Below are 17112 nucleotides of genomic sequence, written 5' to 3'. Positions count from 1 at the left end.
AAAGTAAAGAGGTGAATAAGTTATCAATCTTTTTTTCATCACGTAAGAGTTGGACCCTCCCTTACATTATCTTTTCGGCGATATTCGTTGTTATTCCGTTGCTTCTTATTGTGGTCTATGCATTTACCGATGACAGCGGGCATCTTACATTAGAGAACTTTGAGAAGTTCTTTACTCACCATGAGGCGATCAACACTTTTGTATATTCCATCGGGATAGCTATCATAACAACACTTATTTGTATCCTTTTGGGGTATCCGGCAGCCTGGATTCTGAGTAATGCCAAGTTGAACCGTTCCAAAACTTTGGTAGTGCTGTTTATCCTTCCTATGTGGGTTAATATTCTGGTGCGTACACTTGCTACTGTTGCCTTATTCGATTTTTTCAGTATGCCATTGGGAGAGGGAGCATTGATTTTCGGTATGGTGTACAACTTTATTCCTTTCATGATTTATCCTATTTACAATACGTTGCAGAAGATGGATCATAGTTATATTGAAGCGGCACAGGATTTGGGAGCCAATCCGGTTCAGGTGTTTCTTAAAGCTGTTCTGCCCCTGTCTATGCCGGGAGTGATGAGTGGTATTATGATGGTGTTTATGCCTACTATTTCTACTTTTGCCATTGCCGAGCTACTGACGATGAACAATATAAAACTTTTCGGTACTACCATTCAGGAGAATATCAACAACAGTATGTGGAACTATGGTGCGGCCCTGTCTCTTATTATGTTGTTGCTGATTGCTGCTACCTCGTTGTTCAGTACGGATGATAAAGACAATTCTAACGAAGGAGGTGGGTTATGGTAAAGAAGATTCTTGCTCAAACCTATCTGTGGATATTGCTGTTACTGCTTTATTCGCCGATTGTGATTATAGTGATCTATTCATTTACCGAAGCCAAAGTTTTGGGAAACTGGACCGGATTTTCAACAAAACTCTACTCTTCTCTGTTTACAACCGGAACCCATCATTCGTTGATGAATGCGTTGATGAATACGGTCACTATCGCTTTGATAGCAGCCACAGCTTCTACTTTGTTAGGGAGTGTTACAGCTATCGGCATCTTTAATTTAAAGAATCGTGCCCGTAAGACTATCGGTTTTGTGAATAGTATTCCTATTCTGAACGGAGATATTATCACTGGTATATCTCTGTTCCTGCTGTTTGTTTCATTAGGTATCTCACAGGGCTATACAACTGTGGTACTGGCGCATATTACATTTTGTACTCCTTACGTGGTGCTTAGTGTGTTACCACGCCTCAAACAGATGAATCCGAACCTTTACGAAGCCGCTCTTGATTTGGGAGCTACCCCGATGCAGGCATTACGTAAAGTGATTATTCCGGAGATTCGTCCGGGAATGATTAGTGGTTTCATGCTTGCACTGACGCTCTCAATTGATGATTTTGCAGTAACGGTGTTCACCATTGGTAACGAGGGGTTGGAGACGCTTTCTACTTATATTTATGCTGATGCCCGTAAGGGAGGGTTAACGCCGGAACTTCGTCCGCTTTCTACGATTATCTTCGTGGTAGTTCTTGCGTTATTGATTGTCATTAATCGCAGAGCAGGTACTTCCCGCACGGGGAGTAACGGAAAACGGTGATGGAAGGATGAAATGGGGGTATACTATAAAAGAACTGTTTATGAAGAAGATTCTATCTATATTTATTTTATCGGGACTTCTACTTACCGGTTGTTACAACACAGGTGAGCCACGCGGAAAGGTACTGAAGATATACAATTGGGCTGATTATATCGGAGAGGGTGTATTAGAAGATTTTCAGGCTTACTATAAGGAGCAGACCGGAGAAGATATCCGCATTGTTTATCAGACGTTTGATATCAATGAGATAATGCTTACCAAGATTGAAAAAGGACACGAGGATTTTGATGTCGTTTGTCCTTCGGAGTATATCATTGAGCGTATGCTAAGGAAAGATTTGCTGTTGCCCATTGATACTGTTTTTGCTCATTCGCCCGATTATATGAACAATGTTTCTCCATATATCCGTGAACAGATAGCTAAACTTAGCCAGCCGGGACGTCCTGCCAACCAATATGCAGTTTGTTACATGTGGGGTACAGCAGGGATTCTTTATAACAAGGCTTTTGTTACCGAGCAGGAGGTAGACACTTGGGAGTGTCTTTGGGATAAGAAATATGCCGGTAAAATTCTGATGAAAGATGCTTATCGTGATGCATACGGAACAGCTATCATCTACTCTCATGCTAAAGAGTTGGAAGAAGGAAAAGTAACGGTTGAACAACTGATGAACGATTATTCTCCTGAAGCGATGGCAATAGTAGAGAAATACCTCAAAGCGATGAAGCCTAATATTGCCGGCTGGGAGGCTGATTTCGGAAAAGAGATGATGACAAAAAATAAGGCCTGGATTAATATGACGTGGAGTGGTGACGCCATGTGGGCTATTGAAGAGGCTGAGGCAGTGGGAGTGGGCCTTGATTATGTAGTCCCAAAGGAAGGTAGCAACATTTGGTATGATGGTTGGGTGATTCCGAAATATGCACGCAACCCGAAAGCTGCCAGTTATTTTATTAATTTCATGTGTCGTCCCGATATTGCTATTCGGAATATGGATGCCTGTGGATACGTAAGTTCTATTGCTTCTCCCGAGATTATGGAAGAAAAAATAGATACGACGTTGACTTATTATTCCGACTTGAGCTATTTTTTTGGTTCCGGTGCAGATAGTATTCAGATCAATCGTATTCAATATCCGGACCGTAGTGTGGTAGAACGTTGTGCAATGATTCGTGACTTTGGTGATAAGACCAAAGAGGTGCTTGAAATATGGTCTCGTATCAAAGGAGACAATCTGGGAGTGGGTATTACCATTCTTATCTTTGTGGTGGTAGGTGTAATGAGTGGATGGATGATCTACAAACGCATACAGCGATATCAGCGTAAGAAGTTACAGAGACGTCGCAGCCGTAGAAAGAAGAATCAGAAGTCGTTGTAATCTTAATACATTATTCACCACAGAGTAACACGGAGTTCCACAGAGTTTAAATTTTTATTGAAACGCAGATGATCGCAGATTTTCGCAAAGGGAAACAAATCTAAGATAAAGAAATACAGTCTTTTAATCTGCGTTCATTTGTGTTAATCTGCGTTTCATCAGACAAATACTACTCTGTGGAACTCCGTGTTACTCTGTGGTGAAATGCATTCATTACTACACAGTCTTAATCGATTATCAATTTTTAATTAATTTGTTTGCAGCATTTCCCTCATGTGAGCGTCTAATGGATAAAACCAGATGCCGTATGAGGGAAATTTGCATCTATACTATTCTATGTCTATTCTGTTCTGTTACTCTCTTGGCGCAGGAAGTCCCGTTCGAAGGGCTTCATCTGGATGATTTGATTTCAGTCCCCGGCGAGCGTAAACCGGGGACTTTCAAATCTCCTCTGCCTGCTGTCAAGTTGCCGGACTTTGAGATTCTACGTCCCGATAAACCTTTTGTTCCTCATTGGCCGCGTCCTTCTCTTCCCGGCATGACTCCGGTGCGTTTCTCACAGACGAATCAGCTTAGAAGCCTGTCTCTTTGGAAACCTTCCCGGCGATTAACCGTTCGTGGAGATTATTTCTCTTCAGCTTCTTTGCCGGTAGAAACTTACTCTGCATACAGTGTCCGGTCGGAAGCTGAAGCCGATTATAAACTGACGAAAAAGCTTTCGCTTTATCTTTCTACCAACTATATATCCGATAGGTATCACACACCGCGCAGTCTTTACACAATGGGAACAGGAGGAGGCGTTACTTATCAGTTTAATAATAAATTTCAGCTGAAAACAGGTGTTTATTATCAGTACAATACTGTTCTAAGGAAGTGGGAATGGATGTATCTGACTGGTTTAATTTTTTGTTTTTGAGCTGTATTTGTAATACCGTCCCACCTTTTTTGCATTTATTTTTAAAGAAATTGCCTTTTTTTTTTCTAAATCCCCACTTAATGTCTATATTTACCACGTTTTAAAGATTTCTGATAAGTAAGATCGGTTCCTTCTCAATATTATTGCAGAGTTATTTATCTCCTTAACAAGACTTCTCTAACAAAATCATTTTATTATTTAAGAATTAATTATTTTTTTTCGATGAACATTTTTATTGCAGGATTGAGCTATAACATTAGCGATTCCGATTTAACAGAGTTGTTTGCAGAGTATGGAGAAGTAGCCTCAGCGAGAGTTATTTCTGACAGAGAGACTGGCCGTTCTAAAGGTTATGGTTTCGTGGAGATGGCAGATGAAGAAGCCGGTAATAAGGCTATTTCAGCATTGAACGAAGCAGAAATAGATGGCAGAAAGCTTGCTGTATCTGTAGCTCGTCCTAAGGAAGAATCTGCTCCGCGTCGCAGCTATAACGGCGGTGGCAATCGTGGCGGTGGTTACGGTGGCGGTAATCGTGGCGGTGGCTACGGTGGCGGTCGTGACAGATATTAATCTGACGAAAAGCGGAAACGCTATGTACGCATAGTAAAAAGGCATTCAAAGATATTCTTTGGATGCCTTTCTTTTTATATATTTGTAGGATGAGAGAAACACTATCAGACATTGCACTTTATCATGAGTATAAAGCCACGACGGACACAAATAGTTTACTGTCCGAACGGACCTGGGAAGACTTGAATCTGGATGATTTTTTCCTGTTTGCCGACCATACTTCTTCTTGTGTAGGCAGACAGTATTTATATGATGTATTACACTATAACCGTACGTCAGAGGTGGCGGGTCAGGAGAAGATGCTCGATTCTCTTTCTGCTGATACTGTTTTGCGCCGTGATATCCAAAATGAGTTGAAAAAACTGAATCATGTGGATGCCTGTTCGATTGCCTCGTTGTTCTCGGCCACTCATCCGGTCTGTTCACGTTCTTTCTACTTATTACTGAGGGTATTGCAATTCATTCCGGCACTTTCGTTGGGATTATTATACGTCACCTCTTCTGTCGGGTTTCTCTGGTTAATGTTGGCAGGGCTGCTTGTAAACCTTGTGTTGCACTATCGTAAAAAGACAGAGATGCAGGCATATTTGTTTTCTGTGCCACAATTATTGAATTTGTTGAAGCAGTCAGAGAAGTTAACGAAACGGCCGCTCTGCCTCTCAATTAATAAAGAGATCACGGAAGTGTTGTCCGACTTAATGCCATTGAGGAAACGTTTAGCTTCTTTCCGTCTGAGTATCCGCCTTGAAAGCGATTTGGCTTTTATGGTTTATTTATTCACTGAGTTGTTTAACATGTTTTTTCTGACCGAGGCAATCTCAGCATCCCGTGCTTTTTTTCTTTTACAGGGAAAACAGCAGAAGTTGGAACTGGTATTCCGCTTTTTCGGGCTGATAGATGTTTTATGCTCTGTTTCTGAGCTTCGGAGTAAATTACCTTACTACTCATTGCCTGAGTTTTGTCCTGAAGAGATTTCATTTCAAGTAGAGGATATCTACCACCCGCTGATAGAAAATTGTGTTTCCAATGCTATTACCCTCCATGGTAAATCTGCATTGATTACCGGCTCTAATATGTCAGGAAAGACGAGTTTTATCCGTTCAATAGGAGTGAATCTGCTTTCTGCAGGAGCGCTGCATACTTGTTTTGCACATCATTTTTGTTCTTCTCCGGATTTGAAGTTGGCTTCTGCTATTCATATGGAAGATAGCTTAATGGAAGGAAAAAGTTTCTTTCTGCAAGAAGTACAGACCGTTAAGGAGATGATTGATCTGAGCCGGGAAGGAAACCATCTGTTTCTGCTGGATGAATTGTTTAAGGGGACTAATACAATTGAGCGGATTGCCATAGCCAAAGCAGTGCTTTCGGCATTGGTGGTGCAAAGAAACCTTGTGTTTATCTCTACCCATGACATTGAACTTGCCTCCCTGTTGAAAGCTGAATATGACTTGTATCACTTCTGCGAAAGTGTAGAAGACGGGGTACTGTCTTTTGATTACAAACTGAAGTCCGGCCCGGTGACAGAACGCAATGCCATACGCATTCTTGATATTTGCGGTTATCCGCAAGAGGTAATACAGGAAGCATATGGGGTAGTAGGCCGGATTTGCGGATTTTAATTCTGTTTTCGGATGTGTGGAAAAGTCATCGTTACTTTGGTGTAGCAGTTTACTTCTGAATCGATTGTTATCTTACCACCATACACTGATAATATCTTCATAGATAAGCTCAGTCCGATTCCCTGTCCTGTATACTCGCGGGTGTTGCTTGCCCGGTAAAAGGAGTGGAAGATATGATGTATTTCTTTCTCCGGAATGCCGATCCCGTAGTCTTTTACCTCAATGACCGGGCAATCTTCACGAATGCTTAAACTGACGTCTACCTGCTCTTTTGAGTACTTCCGGGCATTATCTATTATGTTTTGCAGTGCGATACGCAGCAGATAGAAGTTGGCTGTGATATGGACGCTTCCATCTGTCTCATTCGTGTTGAATGTCACTTGTGGATATTGCAGGCATAAGTCGCGCAGGAGCACAACGAGGTCTATCTTCTCCTTAGCGTTTTGCAATATATCTTCATCCTGGCGGGAGAGGAAAAGCAGGTGTTTTATCAGTTGGGTGATGCGCTTGCTTTCTGTGGAGATGCGTTGCAGCGAGTCTATGTATTCCGTAGCAGAACGTTCTTTGAGCAGGCTGATTTCACATTCTCCTTGAATGGCGGTGAGCGGGTTATTCAGTTCATGCGAGGCATTGCTGATGAATGACTTTTCTGCCTGGAATGCAGTATCTATCCTGTCTAGCATTTCATTCAGGGTTCTGATAAGTTCGTCCAGTTCGTCTTTGTTATCGAAGGTTTTCATCCGTACATTCAGATTGTTTCCGCGAATGCGTTTCAGCTCTTTGAGGATGTGCTGCAAAGGACGCAGAATACGGTTGGCATAAATTCTTCCGAGGAGATAGATGAGGCCGCAGCTTATCAGCAGGAGGAATACGGCGAGCAGAAGGATATGCTTTTGAATCTCGTATCCATAGGTATTGTTTGCCATTACCAAAACAATAAAGTCGCCTTCATTGTCGGGGTAGTGGAGTGCAGCGCCTCTCAGCTTGCCATAAACGAAGGAGACCGGGAGATCTTTGAACAGGCGTGCCTGCTGGTTGCTGTCGAGGTATTTGTTCAGAGAATCGTTTACAGCCATCGGTACACTGTCCATATTCAGCAATATCTCTTGCGCCTGTGGCAGTAGCTCGTTGTACTTCTGCTGAATTTCGCGGTAACTGTATTCGTCTACCTCATCTTTTTCCCAATGTTTCTGAGCAGTCAGATAAGCCTTCTCTATCAGGTAAGAGTCATAGAGGTGATTGATATACCGAGAGGTGAAAAAGTAGAATACCATAACCACCGCAGTGATGGCTCCTACGGTGATGATGGTATAAAACAGTGCTATCCTGGATCCTATTTTCATCTTTTGTACTCCCTACATCTTTTTTGTTATTGTATTCCCATGATGTACCCCATTCCCACAACCGTATGAATGAGTTTCGTCTCGAAATCTTTATCTATCTTATTTCGCAGATAGTTTACGTAGACATCTACCACATTGGTGTTGGTATCGAAGTTCTTGTCCCACACATCTTTCAACAGCGTAAGGCGCGAGAGAACGGTGCCCTGGTGTGTCATAAAGTACTCTAAAAGGCGGTACTCCTTTACGGTGAGGTCAATGGTGAACTCTCCCCGCTGGGCACGACGGGTATTACAGTCCAATACAAGATCGTTGCAGGTGAGTTGCAGTGCCGGGCTTTCTTTGCCCCGGCGGAGCAATGCTTTGATACGGGCTTCCAACTCCTGAAAACTGAAAGGTTTTACCAGATAATCATCTGCTCCGGCATCGAGTCCCTTTACGATATCTTCGGTAGTACCTAATGCCGTGAGCATGACGACGGGGGTCTGATACCCTTCTCTCTGGCGATATTGCCTGCATAGATCCAATCCGTTTGTTCCGGGCATGATAATGTCCAGTATCAGCAAGTCGAATGCTTCATTCTGCAACAGTTCCCAGCCGGAAGTGCCGTCATGGGCTACGGTGACTGTGTGCCCGAATTCCCGTAATCCGCGTTCGATGAACGAGGCAATGTTTATCTCATCTTCTACCAATAATATCTTTGCCATGAACGAGTTGTTTTAGTATTTTGCAAATATACGAGATTCACAACAGAGGACACAGGGGGTACGGCGTTTTTTCTTTTGAACCTTGTGATGTGAGGTCCCGTATGGAACGTAGGGTTTGTCACTGAGGTACCTTCCGTTTGTCGGTGGGGTGGATTATTTTACATGTACATCTAATACAGTACGACATGTGCATGTCGTACTGCTCCACATGTACATGTCATGCTGCTTTACATGTACATGTAAAACATCCCTCCTCTATGACCTCCGGTAGGTTTGTCTACGAGGTACGTTCCTTTCCATACCTTCTGTGGTGAATCTGCTCATAACTTTCTCTGATTCAGGTTTCCCTCTTTATCATACAGCATCTTTTCGTATACCACTTCCACAATCAGCGGGAAAATGAAAAGGGCGAAGAAAGTAGCTCCTATCAGTCCGCCGATGATGACAATAGCCAAGGGGCGTTGTGATTCCGACCCGATACCATGACTCATAGCTGCCGGCATCAGGCCAATGGCTGCCATAGCTGCCGTCATCACTACCGGACGGATGCGGGAACGCATACTTGTCTGGATCGCTTCGGGCAGGGGGAGTCGTGCCTGTATGTTATGTTTGATATCCGAAATCATGATGACACCATTCTGAATGCAAATGCCGAATAAGGCGATAAACCCGATACCCGCCGAAATGGAGAAGTTAAAGTGCGTGATGAGCAATGCGATAATGCCACCAACAGCGGCGAAAGGTACATTCAGCAGCACCAGTCCGGCATCCCGGGCGTTGGAGAACAACACAAACAGGATGATAAAGATGATGGCAATGCTTACCGGAACTACCTGTGAGAGGCGTTTTGTGGCCCTTTGCTGGTTTTCAAAGTCTCCTGTCCATTTCAGTGTATAGCCTTCGGGCAGGTGTATAGAGGCATTCACTTTCTTCTGTGCTTCGGCTACGGCAGTTCCCATATCCCGTCCGCGTACGGAGAATTTCACGGCACAGAAGCGTGTGTGGTTATCACGGAATATCAGCAGAGGACCGGTAATGGTCTTTATCTCTGCCAGTTCTTTGATGGGTATCATGGTGCCGTTCATGGTGGGTACCAGTATCTTGCCTATCTCTTCTTCATTTTGGCGGTATTCCGGTTTGTACCGCACCATTATGTTAAATTTGCGTTCATCTTCGTAAAGCAATGAAGCCGACTTGCCGCCAATGGCCATTTCGATGATGGATTGTACATCTTCTTTAGCTACACCGTAGCGTGCCAGGCTCTGCTCATTCAATTCAATGCGCAGTTCCGGCTGCCCGATGTTACGGATGACACCCAAGTCTTCGATACCTTGTACGGTAGCGAGTATTTTGTCTATTTCTACTGCTATCTTCTCAGACTTGTACAAGTCTTTGCCGAATACTTTTACGGCGATAGACCCTTTGACACCCGAAGCGGCTTCTTCCACATTGTCCGTGATAGGCTGGGAAAAGTTGAAGTCGATACCGGGATAGAGTGAGAGGTCATCCTGCATTTTATCTATCAGTTGCAGCTTGCTCAGTTTGCTTTCCCACTCTTTTTCCGGATAGATATCTACATGAAATTCAATATTGTAGAACCCCGTTGCATCCGTACCGTCGTTGGGGCGTCCGGTCTGTGAAAGCACTTGTCTTACCTCAGGATAAGCAGCGAGTTTGCGCCTCATCTGATTGGCGAGTTTCACCGATTCGTCCAGCGAGATACTTTGTGGCAGGGTAGCACGGATGTAGATAGAACCTTCGTTCAACTGTGGCAGGAACTCAGTACCTAACAGAGTAAACATCCACAATCCGACAACAGCCACGATACTTGCCAACCCGATGGATAGTTTGCGGTGCGCATAGCATTTATTGAACAGGGCGCTCGCCTTCTCGTTGATGAAGCGGACAAAGAAGTTGTTCTTTTCACGTACATTCTTCTTTAATAACATAGACGACATCACCGGAACCAGTGTAAGCGTGAATAATAATGCACCCAACAAGGCAAAACCGAGAGTATAGGCGAGAGGTGAGAACATCTTGCCTTCTACTTTCTGGAAAGAGAAGATAGGAATAAGGGCTGTGATAATAATCAGTTTGGAGAAAAAGACAGCCTTTGCCTTGTCTTTGGCTGTATGGCGGATCAGTCCCATTTTCGACATACGGTTGAAAGCCGGCATTCCTACTTCCCGTGCTTTCTTATCGAGCGCCACAAATACCCCTTCCACCATTACCACGGCACCGTCTATAATAATACCGAAGTCGATAGCTCCCATCGATAAGAGATTGGCCGACATCCCCATGGCACGCAGGCAGATAAAGGCAAAGAGCAGTGCCAGCGGGATAACTACCGCCACTACCACTGTAGTCCGCCAGTCTGCCATGAATATCAGTACAATGAAGGTCACGAGCAGGATTCCTTCGATCAGGTTATGTGTCACCGTTCGTACGGCGAGGTTTACAAGGTCCTCACGGTCATAGAAGGGTACAATCTGTACATCCTTAGGCAATACATTCTTGTTGATATCTTCTATTTTGGTCTTTAGAGCATCAATCACTTCTCCCGGGTTTTCTCCCTTACGCATTACGACGATGCCTTGTACTACATCGTCTTCATCCATTCTTCCTACTTGTCCCAGGCGAGGCAGGGAGGATTCGTGTACATCTGCCAGATGGCGTACTAACACAGGAGTGCCGTTGATATTCTTCACTACGATGTTCCGTAACTCTTCCAGGTCGTTGATGAGGCCGATACCGCGTACTACGTATGCCTGTGAACTTTTGGTGATCACGTCGCCACCCACATTGATGTTACTGTTGGCGATGGCATTGTAAAGCTCCAGCGCGGTGATACCGTAATTAATAAGCTGGTGAGGGTTGACGCTTACTTCAAACGTTTTTACCTCTCCGCCGAAACTAACGATATCTGCCACGCCCGATACCGAACGGAGGTTACGTTCAATCACCCAGTCCTGGATGGTTTTCAGTTCCCGTACGTTTCGCTTATCACTGCGCAAAGTATAGCGGAATATCTCTCCCGTAGGGCCGTAGAGGGGTTGTACTTCCGGTGTTATCCCATCCGGCAGATCAGCATCATTCAATAAATTGTACACTTGCTGGCGCGCGGTGAAGTCGTCCACCTGATCTTCAAACATCACGTTGATAACCGACAGTCCAAAAAGGGTAGTGGAGCGTATATCTGTTTTCTTCTGCACCGGATTCATCGCTATCTCAATGGGGATAGTGATGAACTTCTCCACTTCTTCGGCACTGCGTCCCGGCCATTGGGTGATGATGGTCACTTTGGTATTCGTTACATCCGGAAAGGCATCAATCGGAGTATGTTTAAAGGATACAACTCCGGCAATGACGGCTATCGTGGTACAGAAAAAGATAAAAAACTTGTTCTTCAGTGAGAAGGCTACAATGTTGTCAATAAACTTATGCATCGTTTGTTCCTCCTTTTAATCAGCATTCAATGCGTTGTAAACCAGCAATACATTTTTATTCAGAATGTGGTCTCCCTCTTGTACACCCGATGAAAGATAGCACTCTTTGCTCAGTTGGCGGTAGACTTCAACTTCCTTTATAGTGAGTTTGCCGTTGGCGTCTGCTGCTACTACATAGTTTTTTCCATTTTCAAAAACAAGGGCGTGTGAGTCTATGCGTGGCAGTTTCTTATCGGATACCTTACTTATCACGCATACATTGGTAAACATGCCCGGTTTTAGCAGGTAATCTTTATTGGTGAGTTTTATCCGTACACTCATCGTTTTGCTTTCGTCATTCAGCATGTTGTACACTTTGTCTATCTTTCCGCTGAACTCTTTGTCCGGGTAGGCGAGGGTAGTGATACGTACCGGAGCACCTTCGTGTACCTTACTGATGTCGCTCTCATATACGTCTGCCATTACCCATACATTCTCCAACCCGGAGATGGTAAACATCTCATCGTTTTGGTCCGAACGTATCTGCATCTCTTTATTGATATTCTTTTCTACGATAAAACCGGATACCGGGGCTTTCACCAGATAAAGCGATTTTCCGGCAAGATGATAGATGGAGAAGATCTCCGTGATTCTCTTTTCTTCTGCTTCGGCATTGTTTAGTTCCTGGTGAGCTTGCAATACATCACGTTCTGATGCCATGCCGGAGGTAAACATATCCTGTACAGATTGCAAGTTGCGACGGGCGATGATAAGTTGTTGTTCTGCTTCTTTCTTTTGTTTCTCATAATCGGCTACTTCGCCACTCCGGATGATGGCAAGTATATCTCCTTTGCGTACATGATCGCCGATTTCGGCAGAGACCTCAGTCACTGTACCTCCGAAAATAGGAAACACACGTGCTACCTGTTCCTGATTGAAAGTAACCCTGCCGTTGAGAGTCAGTTCGTCAGTCACTTCATGTGTGTATACAGTATCTACCGATACTACGTTTTGTAAACTGTCTGTAAGGAAGAGTTCCTGAGATATCTCTTTGGGAGTTTCTGTTTGTCCGCCACAAGCACTCAGTATCATGACGCAGAGGCAAACGGGTAGTAAGATACGGTTCATATTGATTCTAATAGTTAAATACAGTTTGTCCGACAATTGTGTTTAAGTTCTCCATAGCGAGGAATACATCTTTTTTGAGCTCATACAGTTGCAGGCAGGTTTCTTTGTAGCTTTGATAATAGTCGATGAATTCAAGCATACTGATGTTCCGTTTCCGGAAGTTTGCATTTACTCCTTCGATAAGGCGTCCGAAATTGTGCTCCAGTTCATCATTGGACGACCGGTACAATTCTACTGCTTTTTGTAGCTGACTATAAGCTGCATATAACTCCATACGTGCCTTTTCTATGGCATATTCTTCTTCCTTTCCGTTTTGCATAATATCGATTTTAGCCGATTTAATGTTTCCCTGGTTACGGTTGAAGATAGGGACGGAGACACTGACCCCTACGGCGAAGTAGTTGTTGATGAAGTTTCCGGCGCGGTCATACATACCTTTGATTGAAAACTCCGGCGCTGCCATAGAACGCTGTAACTTCAGGTTCGCTTTGGCAGCCGTAACATTGCTATGGGCCATTTTCAGATCAGGACGGACAGAAAGCATATTATCCATATCCGCAAAAGGAACGGCAGCTGTATCCACTTGTTTCAGAATATCATCATCCAGCAGCAGGTCTATATCCTGTCCGGCAGGGAGGCTTAGTAACAAGTTTAGCTCACCACGTAAGTTCACGAGGTTGTTTTCCTGTTCATTCTTCTCTTTACGGAGCGATAGGAGTAAAGATTCCAATCGTGAACTCTCTAACAGAGAGATGTTTCCTTTATTTTGCTGCTCCCTGAAGGCTTTCATCAACAGGCTGAGAGATTCGATCTCTTTGTCGTATATCCCGATAGAGCGGGTGGAGAAACATATTTCAACAAAAGTCTTGTTCAGTTCGCTTCGCAGGGTACGCAATACTTCTTCAAATTGATGTTCGGCTATCTCCTTGTTTACCTTTTCCAGCCGTACCCGTTTATTACGTTGTCCGGCAAGATTGATAACCTGTTCTATTTCGGCAGTGGCTTCTCCTTCTTTTCCTACATCAAAGTACTTACCGTTCAGTCGGTTGTATACATTCTGTTCAAGTGAGATTACGGGATTGTCAAATAACCGTGCCTGTGTCACTTGTGCCTGTGCCTTGTCAATATTATATCGTTCGGCAATTAATGACAGGTTGCGTTCTAAAAACATCTTTTCTGCATCTTTCAGTGATAGCTGCAAAGGAGATTCCTGTGCATGCAGGAGCCCGTAGATAGAAGAGAAAAATAAAATAATAATCAGCCTTTTCATTCTTACTTTTAATTTGCGGACAAAAGTAAGGCTCTCTCTTTGAAAGGCATTCTAAAGGTGATTATAATACACTTAGGTGAGATTAGAAAGTGGTTAGAAATAGGTTTGTTGCTCTGTATACAGAGTTTTTATTGATATATTGAAGAGATTATTATAAAGTGGATTATTTGCTTGGCAGTTAATTTTTTTTATGATAAAAAGGTTGTGTAGTTTAGGAGATATTATTTATATTTCGGCGCAAAATAAATACTATGAGAATAGACTTCTGAACAATAAATGTAATAACTCATCATGGATATAAATATGTTAAGTGTACTGGTGCCTGTCTATAATGAAGAAGAGTGTTTCCTATTACTCTATGAGAGACTGAGTTGCGTACTTTCAAAGCTACCTTGTAAATCTGAAATACTGTTTGTGAATGATGGCAGTAAAGATAACTCTCTGCTTTTGATGAAGAAGGTTCAAAAGAAAGATAAACGGGTATCTTTGGTTGATTTATCACGTAATTTCGGAAAGGAGATTGCAATGGCTGCCGGCATTGACTATATAAAAGGTGATGCATTGGTCATTATTGATGCCGATTTACAGGATCCTCCCGAATTGATTCTTGAAATGTTTAAGGAAATAGAGCAGGGATATGATGATGTGTATGCAAAGCGTTCTAATAGGAAAGGAGAATCCTTTTTGAAGAAAGCCACTTCCAAGCTATACTATAGATTATTAAAAACGATGTCGGATATTCCTATCCAAGAAGATACGGGTGATTATAGGATGTTTAGTAAACGGGCTATTGATGCTTTGCGGCAACTGAAAGAAAATGAGCGGAATATGAAAGGACTGTTTTCTTACATTGGCCTTAAAAAAAAGCCTATATATTATGAGCGGGATGCAAGAGCGGCAGGTTGTACTAAATGGAATTATTGGAAATTGACTAATCTGGCAATTAAAGGTTTTACTTCGTTTTCCAAAACTCCTTTGCGTATTGTGTCGTTAATTGGCGTCGTAGTATCTTTCACGGCATTCGTCTATTTAATAACTGTTGTTGTACGGGCTGCTATTTGGGGAGATCCTGTATCAGGGTATCCGTCATTGATGAGTGTTATTCTTTTTTTAGGAGGAATTCAGTTACTCGCATTAGGGATTATAGGCGAATATTTAGGTATTGTCTTTTCTGAAACGAAGAAAAGACCTGTCTATTATATAAATGAATACAGTACAAACATTGAAGAAACAAACTAATCTGATTTTCGACTTTTAAACACACAAATAATCATGTACATATTTAAGAAGCAAATAGTTGGTAGCAATCTTTTTGCAAAGACTAATCTATGGTTTACAATCGGCTTTATTCTGACGGCTGCCCTTACGTTTTCGGAAGTAGCACGTGGCAGACAGTATAACTTTATGATATTTAGTGATGCCACCAGAGACTTCTGGAATGGTATTATTCCATACGGAGCAGCATGGGCAGAGGAAAAAGGACACGATGTGTTTCTTTATGGGCCTTTGTTTAATATACTCTTTAGCCCGTTTGCTTATTTGCCTTCATGGCTTGCGCCTTTTGTGTGGAACTTAATGAATTTTACGCTCTATTTTATTTCTATATTTACATTACCGGATAAATATACCAAGGAGACAAAATGCAAGATATTCCTGTATACATTGCCTATTTTAGCAACAACATTACTGTCATTTCAGTACAATGTCAGTGTTGCTTATTTCTTTCTCTTTTCATTTTCTTTGCTGGAACGTGGTAAGTATCTGCCGGCTATCCTGATTATATTGTTATCAGGATTTACTAAAATTTATGGCATTTTTCAGTTGGGAATGTTGTTGTTTTATCCTAAAGTGTGGAAAAACTTAGGGTGTGTTGCATTAATTGCAGCCCTATATATTTTCATACCATTGATAAGAATACCTGTTATAGAGTTGTCAGGATATTATGAACATTGGTTTAACGGGTTGGTACATCAGCAAACACTTCGTGTTTTTCATACCTTCTTCTATCTGAAGCCATTCTTTTCGCAGCCGCCTGCATGGACTACAATAGCCCAGATCTTTGCTATAGTTCTATTGGCTTTTTTGGTTTTAGTAAACCGGTCTAAATACAAGGATTTTGCATTTAGAGTACAGGCACTTGGTATATTAATGGGATGGGTTATTCTTTTCGGTACCTCATCGGAGTATCACACTTATGTAATAGCACTCCTGGGATATATGTTGTGGTATTATAGTCGTCAGCCTTCCCGGATAGATAAAATACTGTATTACAGTAATCTGATTGTATTAGGATTAATGCCGATAGATTTATTCTGCCCTGGTGTAGTGTGGCGTTTCTTTTTCCTGACTATGACTCTTAATATCTGGATATTCACAATCACCTGGCTTCGAATGGTTTGGATAACGTTTTGCTCTTCATTTGTTTTTGCCACTCTTTTGCCTTATCTTCGTCCGTCAAAAAGATGATGAAACAGAATAATAATTTATCCGCTAAATACCGGTATCTCTTCTTCGATCTGGATGGTACCGTTACTGATCCTATGCAGGGCATTACCCGCTCTGTAGACTATGCACTCAATCACTTCGGCATCGTTGTGAACGACCTTCGGGAATTGTGTCCTTTTATCGGCCCTCCGCTGAAAGACTCTTTTATGGAGTTTTATCAGTTTACGGAAGTACAGGCAGAGGAGGCAGTGAAAAAATACCGGGAACGGTATTCGGAGACAGGGCTTTATGAGAATGAGGTGTATCCCGGCATTGCCGAACTTCTGGAAAAGGCCCGTCAACAAGGATATCAGTTGATGATGGCAACTTCCAAACCGGATGTTTTTGCCCGGCTTATTTTGGAACATTTTCATTTGGACGGTTGTTTTTCTTTTGTAGGTGGCAGTGGTCTGGATGGCTCAAGGCATACGAAGGCAGAAGTGATAGAATATGTACTGCATGAAAACGGAATTACGGATCTGAACCGCGTGGTGATGATTGGTGACCGGAAGCATGATATCATAGGTGCAAAGGCGGTAGGCATTGATTCGATCGGTGTACTTTATGGATATGGTGACAGAGAGGAGCTGACGAAAGCCGGAGCTGATTATATTGTGGAGGACATTGCAGACTTAGGAGAGCTTTTATTGAAGTAACAGAAAATAA

14 protein-coding genes are annotated in these 17112 nt (G+C 42.8%); 9 read left to right on the top strand and 5 right to left on the bottom strand.

The annotated features are described in order from the left end of the window. Positions 1-11: 11 nt before the first annotated feature. The 6 genes from ACESQI_RS05450 to ACESQI_RS05425 all read left to right on the top strand — a co-directional run bounded on the left by ACESQI_RS05450 (position 12) and on the right by ACESQI_RS05425 (position 6092). Entirely contained in the window at positions 12-809 is a 798-nt protein-coding gene (locus tag ACESQI_RS05450; RefSeq protein ID WP_002562673.1) for an ABC transporter permease, read from the top strand. Further along, positions 803-1609, top strand: coding sequence for an ABC transporter permease (locus ACESQI_RS05445; protein WP_002562672.1), 807 nt, complete (start codon positions 803-805; stop codon positions 1607-1609). The genes ACESQI_RS05450 and ACESQI_RS05445 overlap by 7 nt, the downstream gene beginning before the upstream one ends. Positions 1610-1649: 40 nt before the next feature. Then, the gene (locus tag ACESQI_RS05440) at positions 1650-2987 is read left to right on the top strand and encodes an ABC transporter substrate-binding protein (RefSeq protein WP_007486018.1); all 1338 of its coding nucleotides are present in this window, start codon (positions 1650-1652) and stop codon (positions 2985-2987) included. A 307-nt stretch (positions 2988-3294) separates the two neighbouring features. Continuing rightward, entirely contained in the window at positions 3295-3903 is a 609-nt protein-coding gene (locus tag ACESQI_RS05435; RefSeq protein ID WP_320908484.1) for a DUF481 domain-containing protein, read from the top strand. A gap of 222 nt (positions 3904-4125) precedes the next feature. Next, positions 4126-4473, top strand: a complete 348-nt coding sequence (locus ACESQI_RS05430; RefSeq protein ID WP_002562669.1) for an RNA-binding protein — start codon at positions 4126-4128, stop codon at positions 4471-4473. Between the two features lie 89 nt (positions 4474-4562). Beyond that, a complete protein-coding gene (locus ACESQI_RS05425; RefSeq protein WP_373125538.1) occupies positions 4563-6092 on the top strand; it encodes a hypothetical protein in 1530 nt (509 codons plus the stop codon). Here the strand turns inward: ACESQI_RS05425 and ACESQI_RS05420 are convergent. The 5 genes from ACESQI_RS05420 to ACESQI_RS05400 form a co-directional block, all read right to left on the bottom strand. Continuing rightward, positions 6089-7435 carry a HAMP domain-containing sensor histidine kinase gene (locus ACESQI_RS05420; RefSeq protein WP_025867739.1) on the bottom strand — a complete coding sequence of 449 codons (1347 nt, stop codon included), beginning with the start codon at positions 7433-7435 and terminating at the stop codon, positions 6089-6091. The genes ACESQI_RS05425 and ACESQI_RS05420 overlap by 4 nt on opposite strands. A gap of 26 nt (positions 7436-7461) precedes the next feature. Continuing rightward, the gene (locus ACESQI_RS05415) at positions 7462-8139 is read right to left on the bottom strand and encodes a response regulator transcription factor (protein WP_002562666.1); all 678 of its coding nucleotides are present in this window, start codon (positions 8137-8139) and stop codon (positions 7462-7464) included. Between the two features lie 320 nt (positions 8140-8459). Next, a complete protein-coding gene (locus tag ACESQI_RS05410) occupies positions 8460-11585 on the bottom strand; it encodes an efflux RND transporter permease subunit (protein WP_223382111.1) in 3126 nt (1041 codons plus the stop codon). A gap of 15 nt (positions 11586-11600) precedes the next feature. Then, positions 11601-12656 carry an efflux RND transporter periplasmic adaptor subunit gene (locus ACESQI_RS05405; protein ID WP_229127718.1) on the bottom strand — a complete coding sequence of 352 codons (1056 nt, stop codon included), beginning with the start codon at positions 12654-12656 and terminating at the stop codon, positions 11601-11603. Positions 12657-12699: 43 nt separating this feature from the next. Continuing rightward, on the bottom strand, positions 12700-13962 hold the full coding sequence (locus ACESQI_RS05400; protein ID WP_122201529.1) for a TolC family protein: 1263 nt from the start codon (positions 13960-13962) through the stop codon (positions 12700-12702). A 291-nt stretch (positions 13963-14253) separates the two neighbouring features. On the opposite strand from ACESQI_RS05400, the gene ACESQI_RS05395 reads away from it, so the two are divergent. The 3 genes from ACESQI_RS05395 to ACESQI_RS05385 are packed head-to-tail and all read left to right on the top strand — an operon-like array spanning position 14254 to position 17102. Next, the gene (locus ACESQI_RS05395) at positions 14254-15201 is read left to right on the top strand and encodes a glycosyltransferase family 2 protein (RefSeq protein ID WP_373125537.1); all 948 of its coding nucleotides are present in this window, start codon (positions 14254-14256) and stop codon (positions 15199-15201) included. Positions 15202-15234: 33 nt separating this feature from the next. After that, a complete protein-coding gene (locus tag ACESQI_RS05390) occupies positions 15235-16428 on the top strand; it encodes a glycosyltransferase family 87 protein (RefSeq protein WP_373125536.1) in 1194 nt (397 codons plus the stop codon). Beyond that, complete coding sequence (locus ACESQI_RS05385) at positions 16428-17102, top strand: HAD family hydrolase (protein WP_373125540.1); 675 nt, start codon at positions 16428-16430, stop codon at positions 17100-17102. The genes ACESQI_RS05390 and ACESQI_RS05385 overlap by 1 nt, the downstream gene beginning before the upstream one ends. The last annotated feature ends 10 nt before the right edge of the window (positions 17103-17112 follow it).

Origin of the sequence: Bacteroides sp. HPS0048 (assembly GCF_964240755.1) — a bacterium.
GTDB lineage: Bacteria > Bacteroidota > Bacteroidia > Bacteroidales > Bacteroidaceae > Bacteroides > Bacteroides nordii.
This window is presented reverse-complemented; position numbering and strand designations above follow the sequence as displayed.

Excerpts from the sequence above, each read along its gene's own strand:
- ACESQI_RS05445 (WP_002562672.1), top strand. The coding sequence starts at position 803 with ATGGTAAAGAAGATTCTTGCTCAAACCTATCTGTGGATATTGCTGTTA.
- ACESQI_RS05440 (WP_007486018.1), top strand. The coding sequence starts at position 1,650 with ATGAAGAAGATTCTATCTATATTTATTTTATCGGGACTTCTACTTACC.
- ACESQI_RS05435 (WP_320908484.1), top strand. The coding sequence starts at position 3,295 with ATGAGGGAAATTTGCATCTATACTATTCTATGTCTATTCTGTTCTGTT.
- ACESQI_RS05430 (WP_002562669.1), top strand. The coding sequence starts at position 4,126 with ATGAACATTTTTATTGCAGGATTGAGCTATAACATTAGCGATTCCGAT.
- ACESQI_RS05425 (WP_373125538.1), top strand. The coding sequence starts at position 4,563 with ATGAGAGAAACACTATCAGACATTGCACTTTATCATGAGTATAAAGCC.
- ACESQI_RS05420 (WP_025867739.1), bottom strand. The coding sequence starts at position 7,435 with ATGAAAATAGGATCCAGGATAGCACTGTTTTATACCATCATCACCGTA.
- ACESQI_RS05415 (WP_002562666.1), bottom strand. The coding sequence starts at position 8,139 with ATGGCAAAGATATTATTGGTAGAAGATGAGATAAACATTGCCTCGTTC.
- ACESQI_RS05410 (WP_223382111.1), bottom strand. The coding sequence starts at position 11,585 with ATGCATAAGTTTATTGACAACATTGTAGCCTTCTCACTGAAGAACAAG.
- ACESQI_RS05405 (WP_229127718.1), bottom strand. The coding sequence starts at position 12,656 with ATGATACTGAGTGCTTGTGGCGGACAAACAGAAACTCCCAAAGAGATA.
- ACESQI_RS05400 (WP_122201529.1), bottom strand. The coding sequence starts at position 13,962 with ATGAAAAGGCTGATTATTATTTTATTTTTCTCTTCTATCTACGGGCTC.
- ACESQI_RS05395 (WP_373125537.1), top strand. The coding sequence starts at position 14,254 with ATGGATATAAATATGTTAAGTGTACTGGTGCCTGTCTATAATGAAGAA.
- ACESQI_RS05390 (WP_373125536.1), top strand. The coding sequence starts at position 15,235 with ATGTACATATTTAAGAAGCAAATAGTTGGTAGCAATCTTTTTGCAAAG.
- ACESQI_RS05385 (WP_373125540.1), top strand. The coding sequence starts at position 16,428 with ATGAAACAGAATAATAATTTATCCGCTAAATACCGGTATCTCTTCTTC.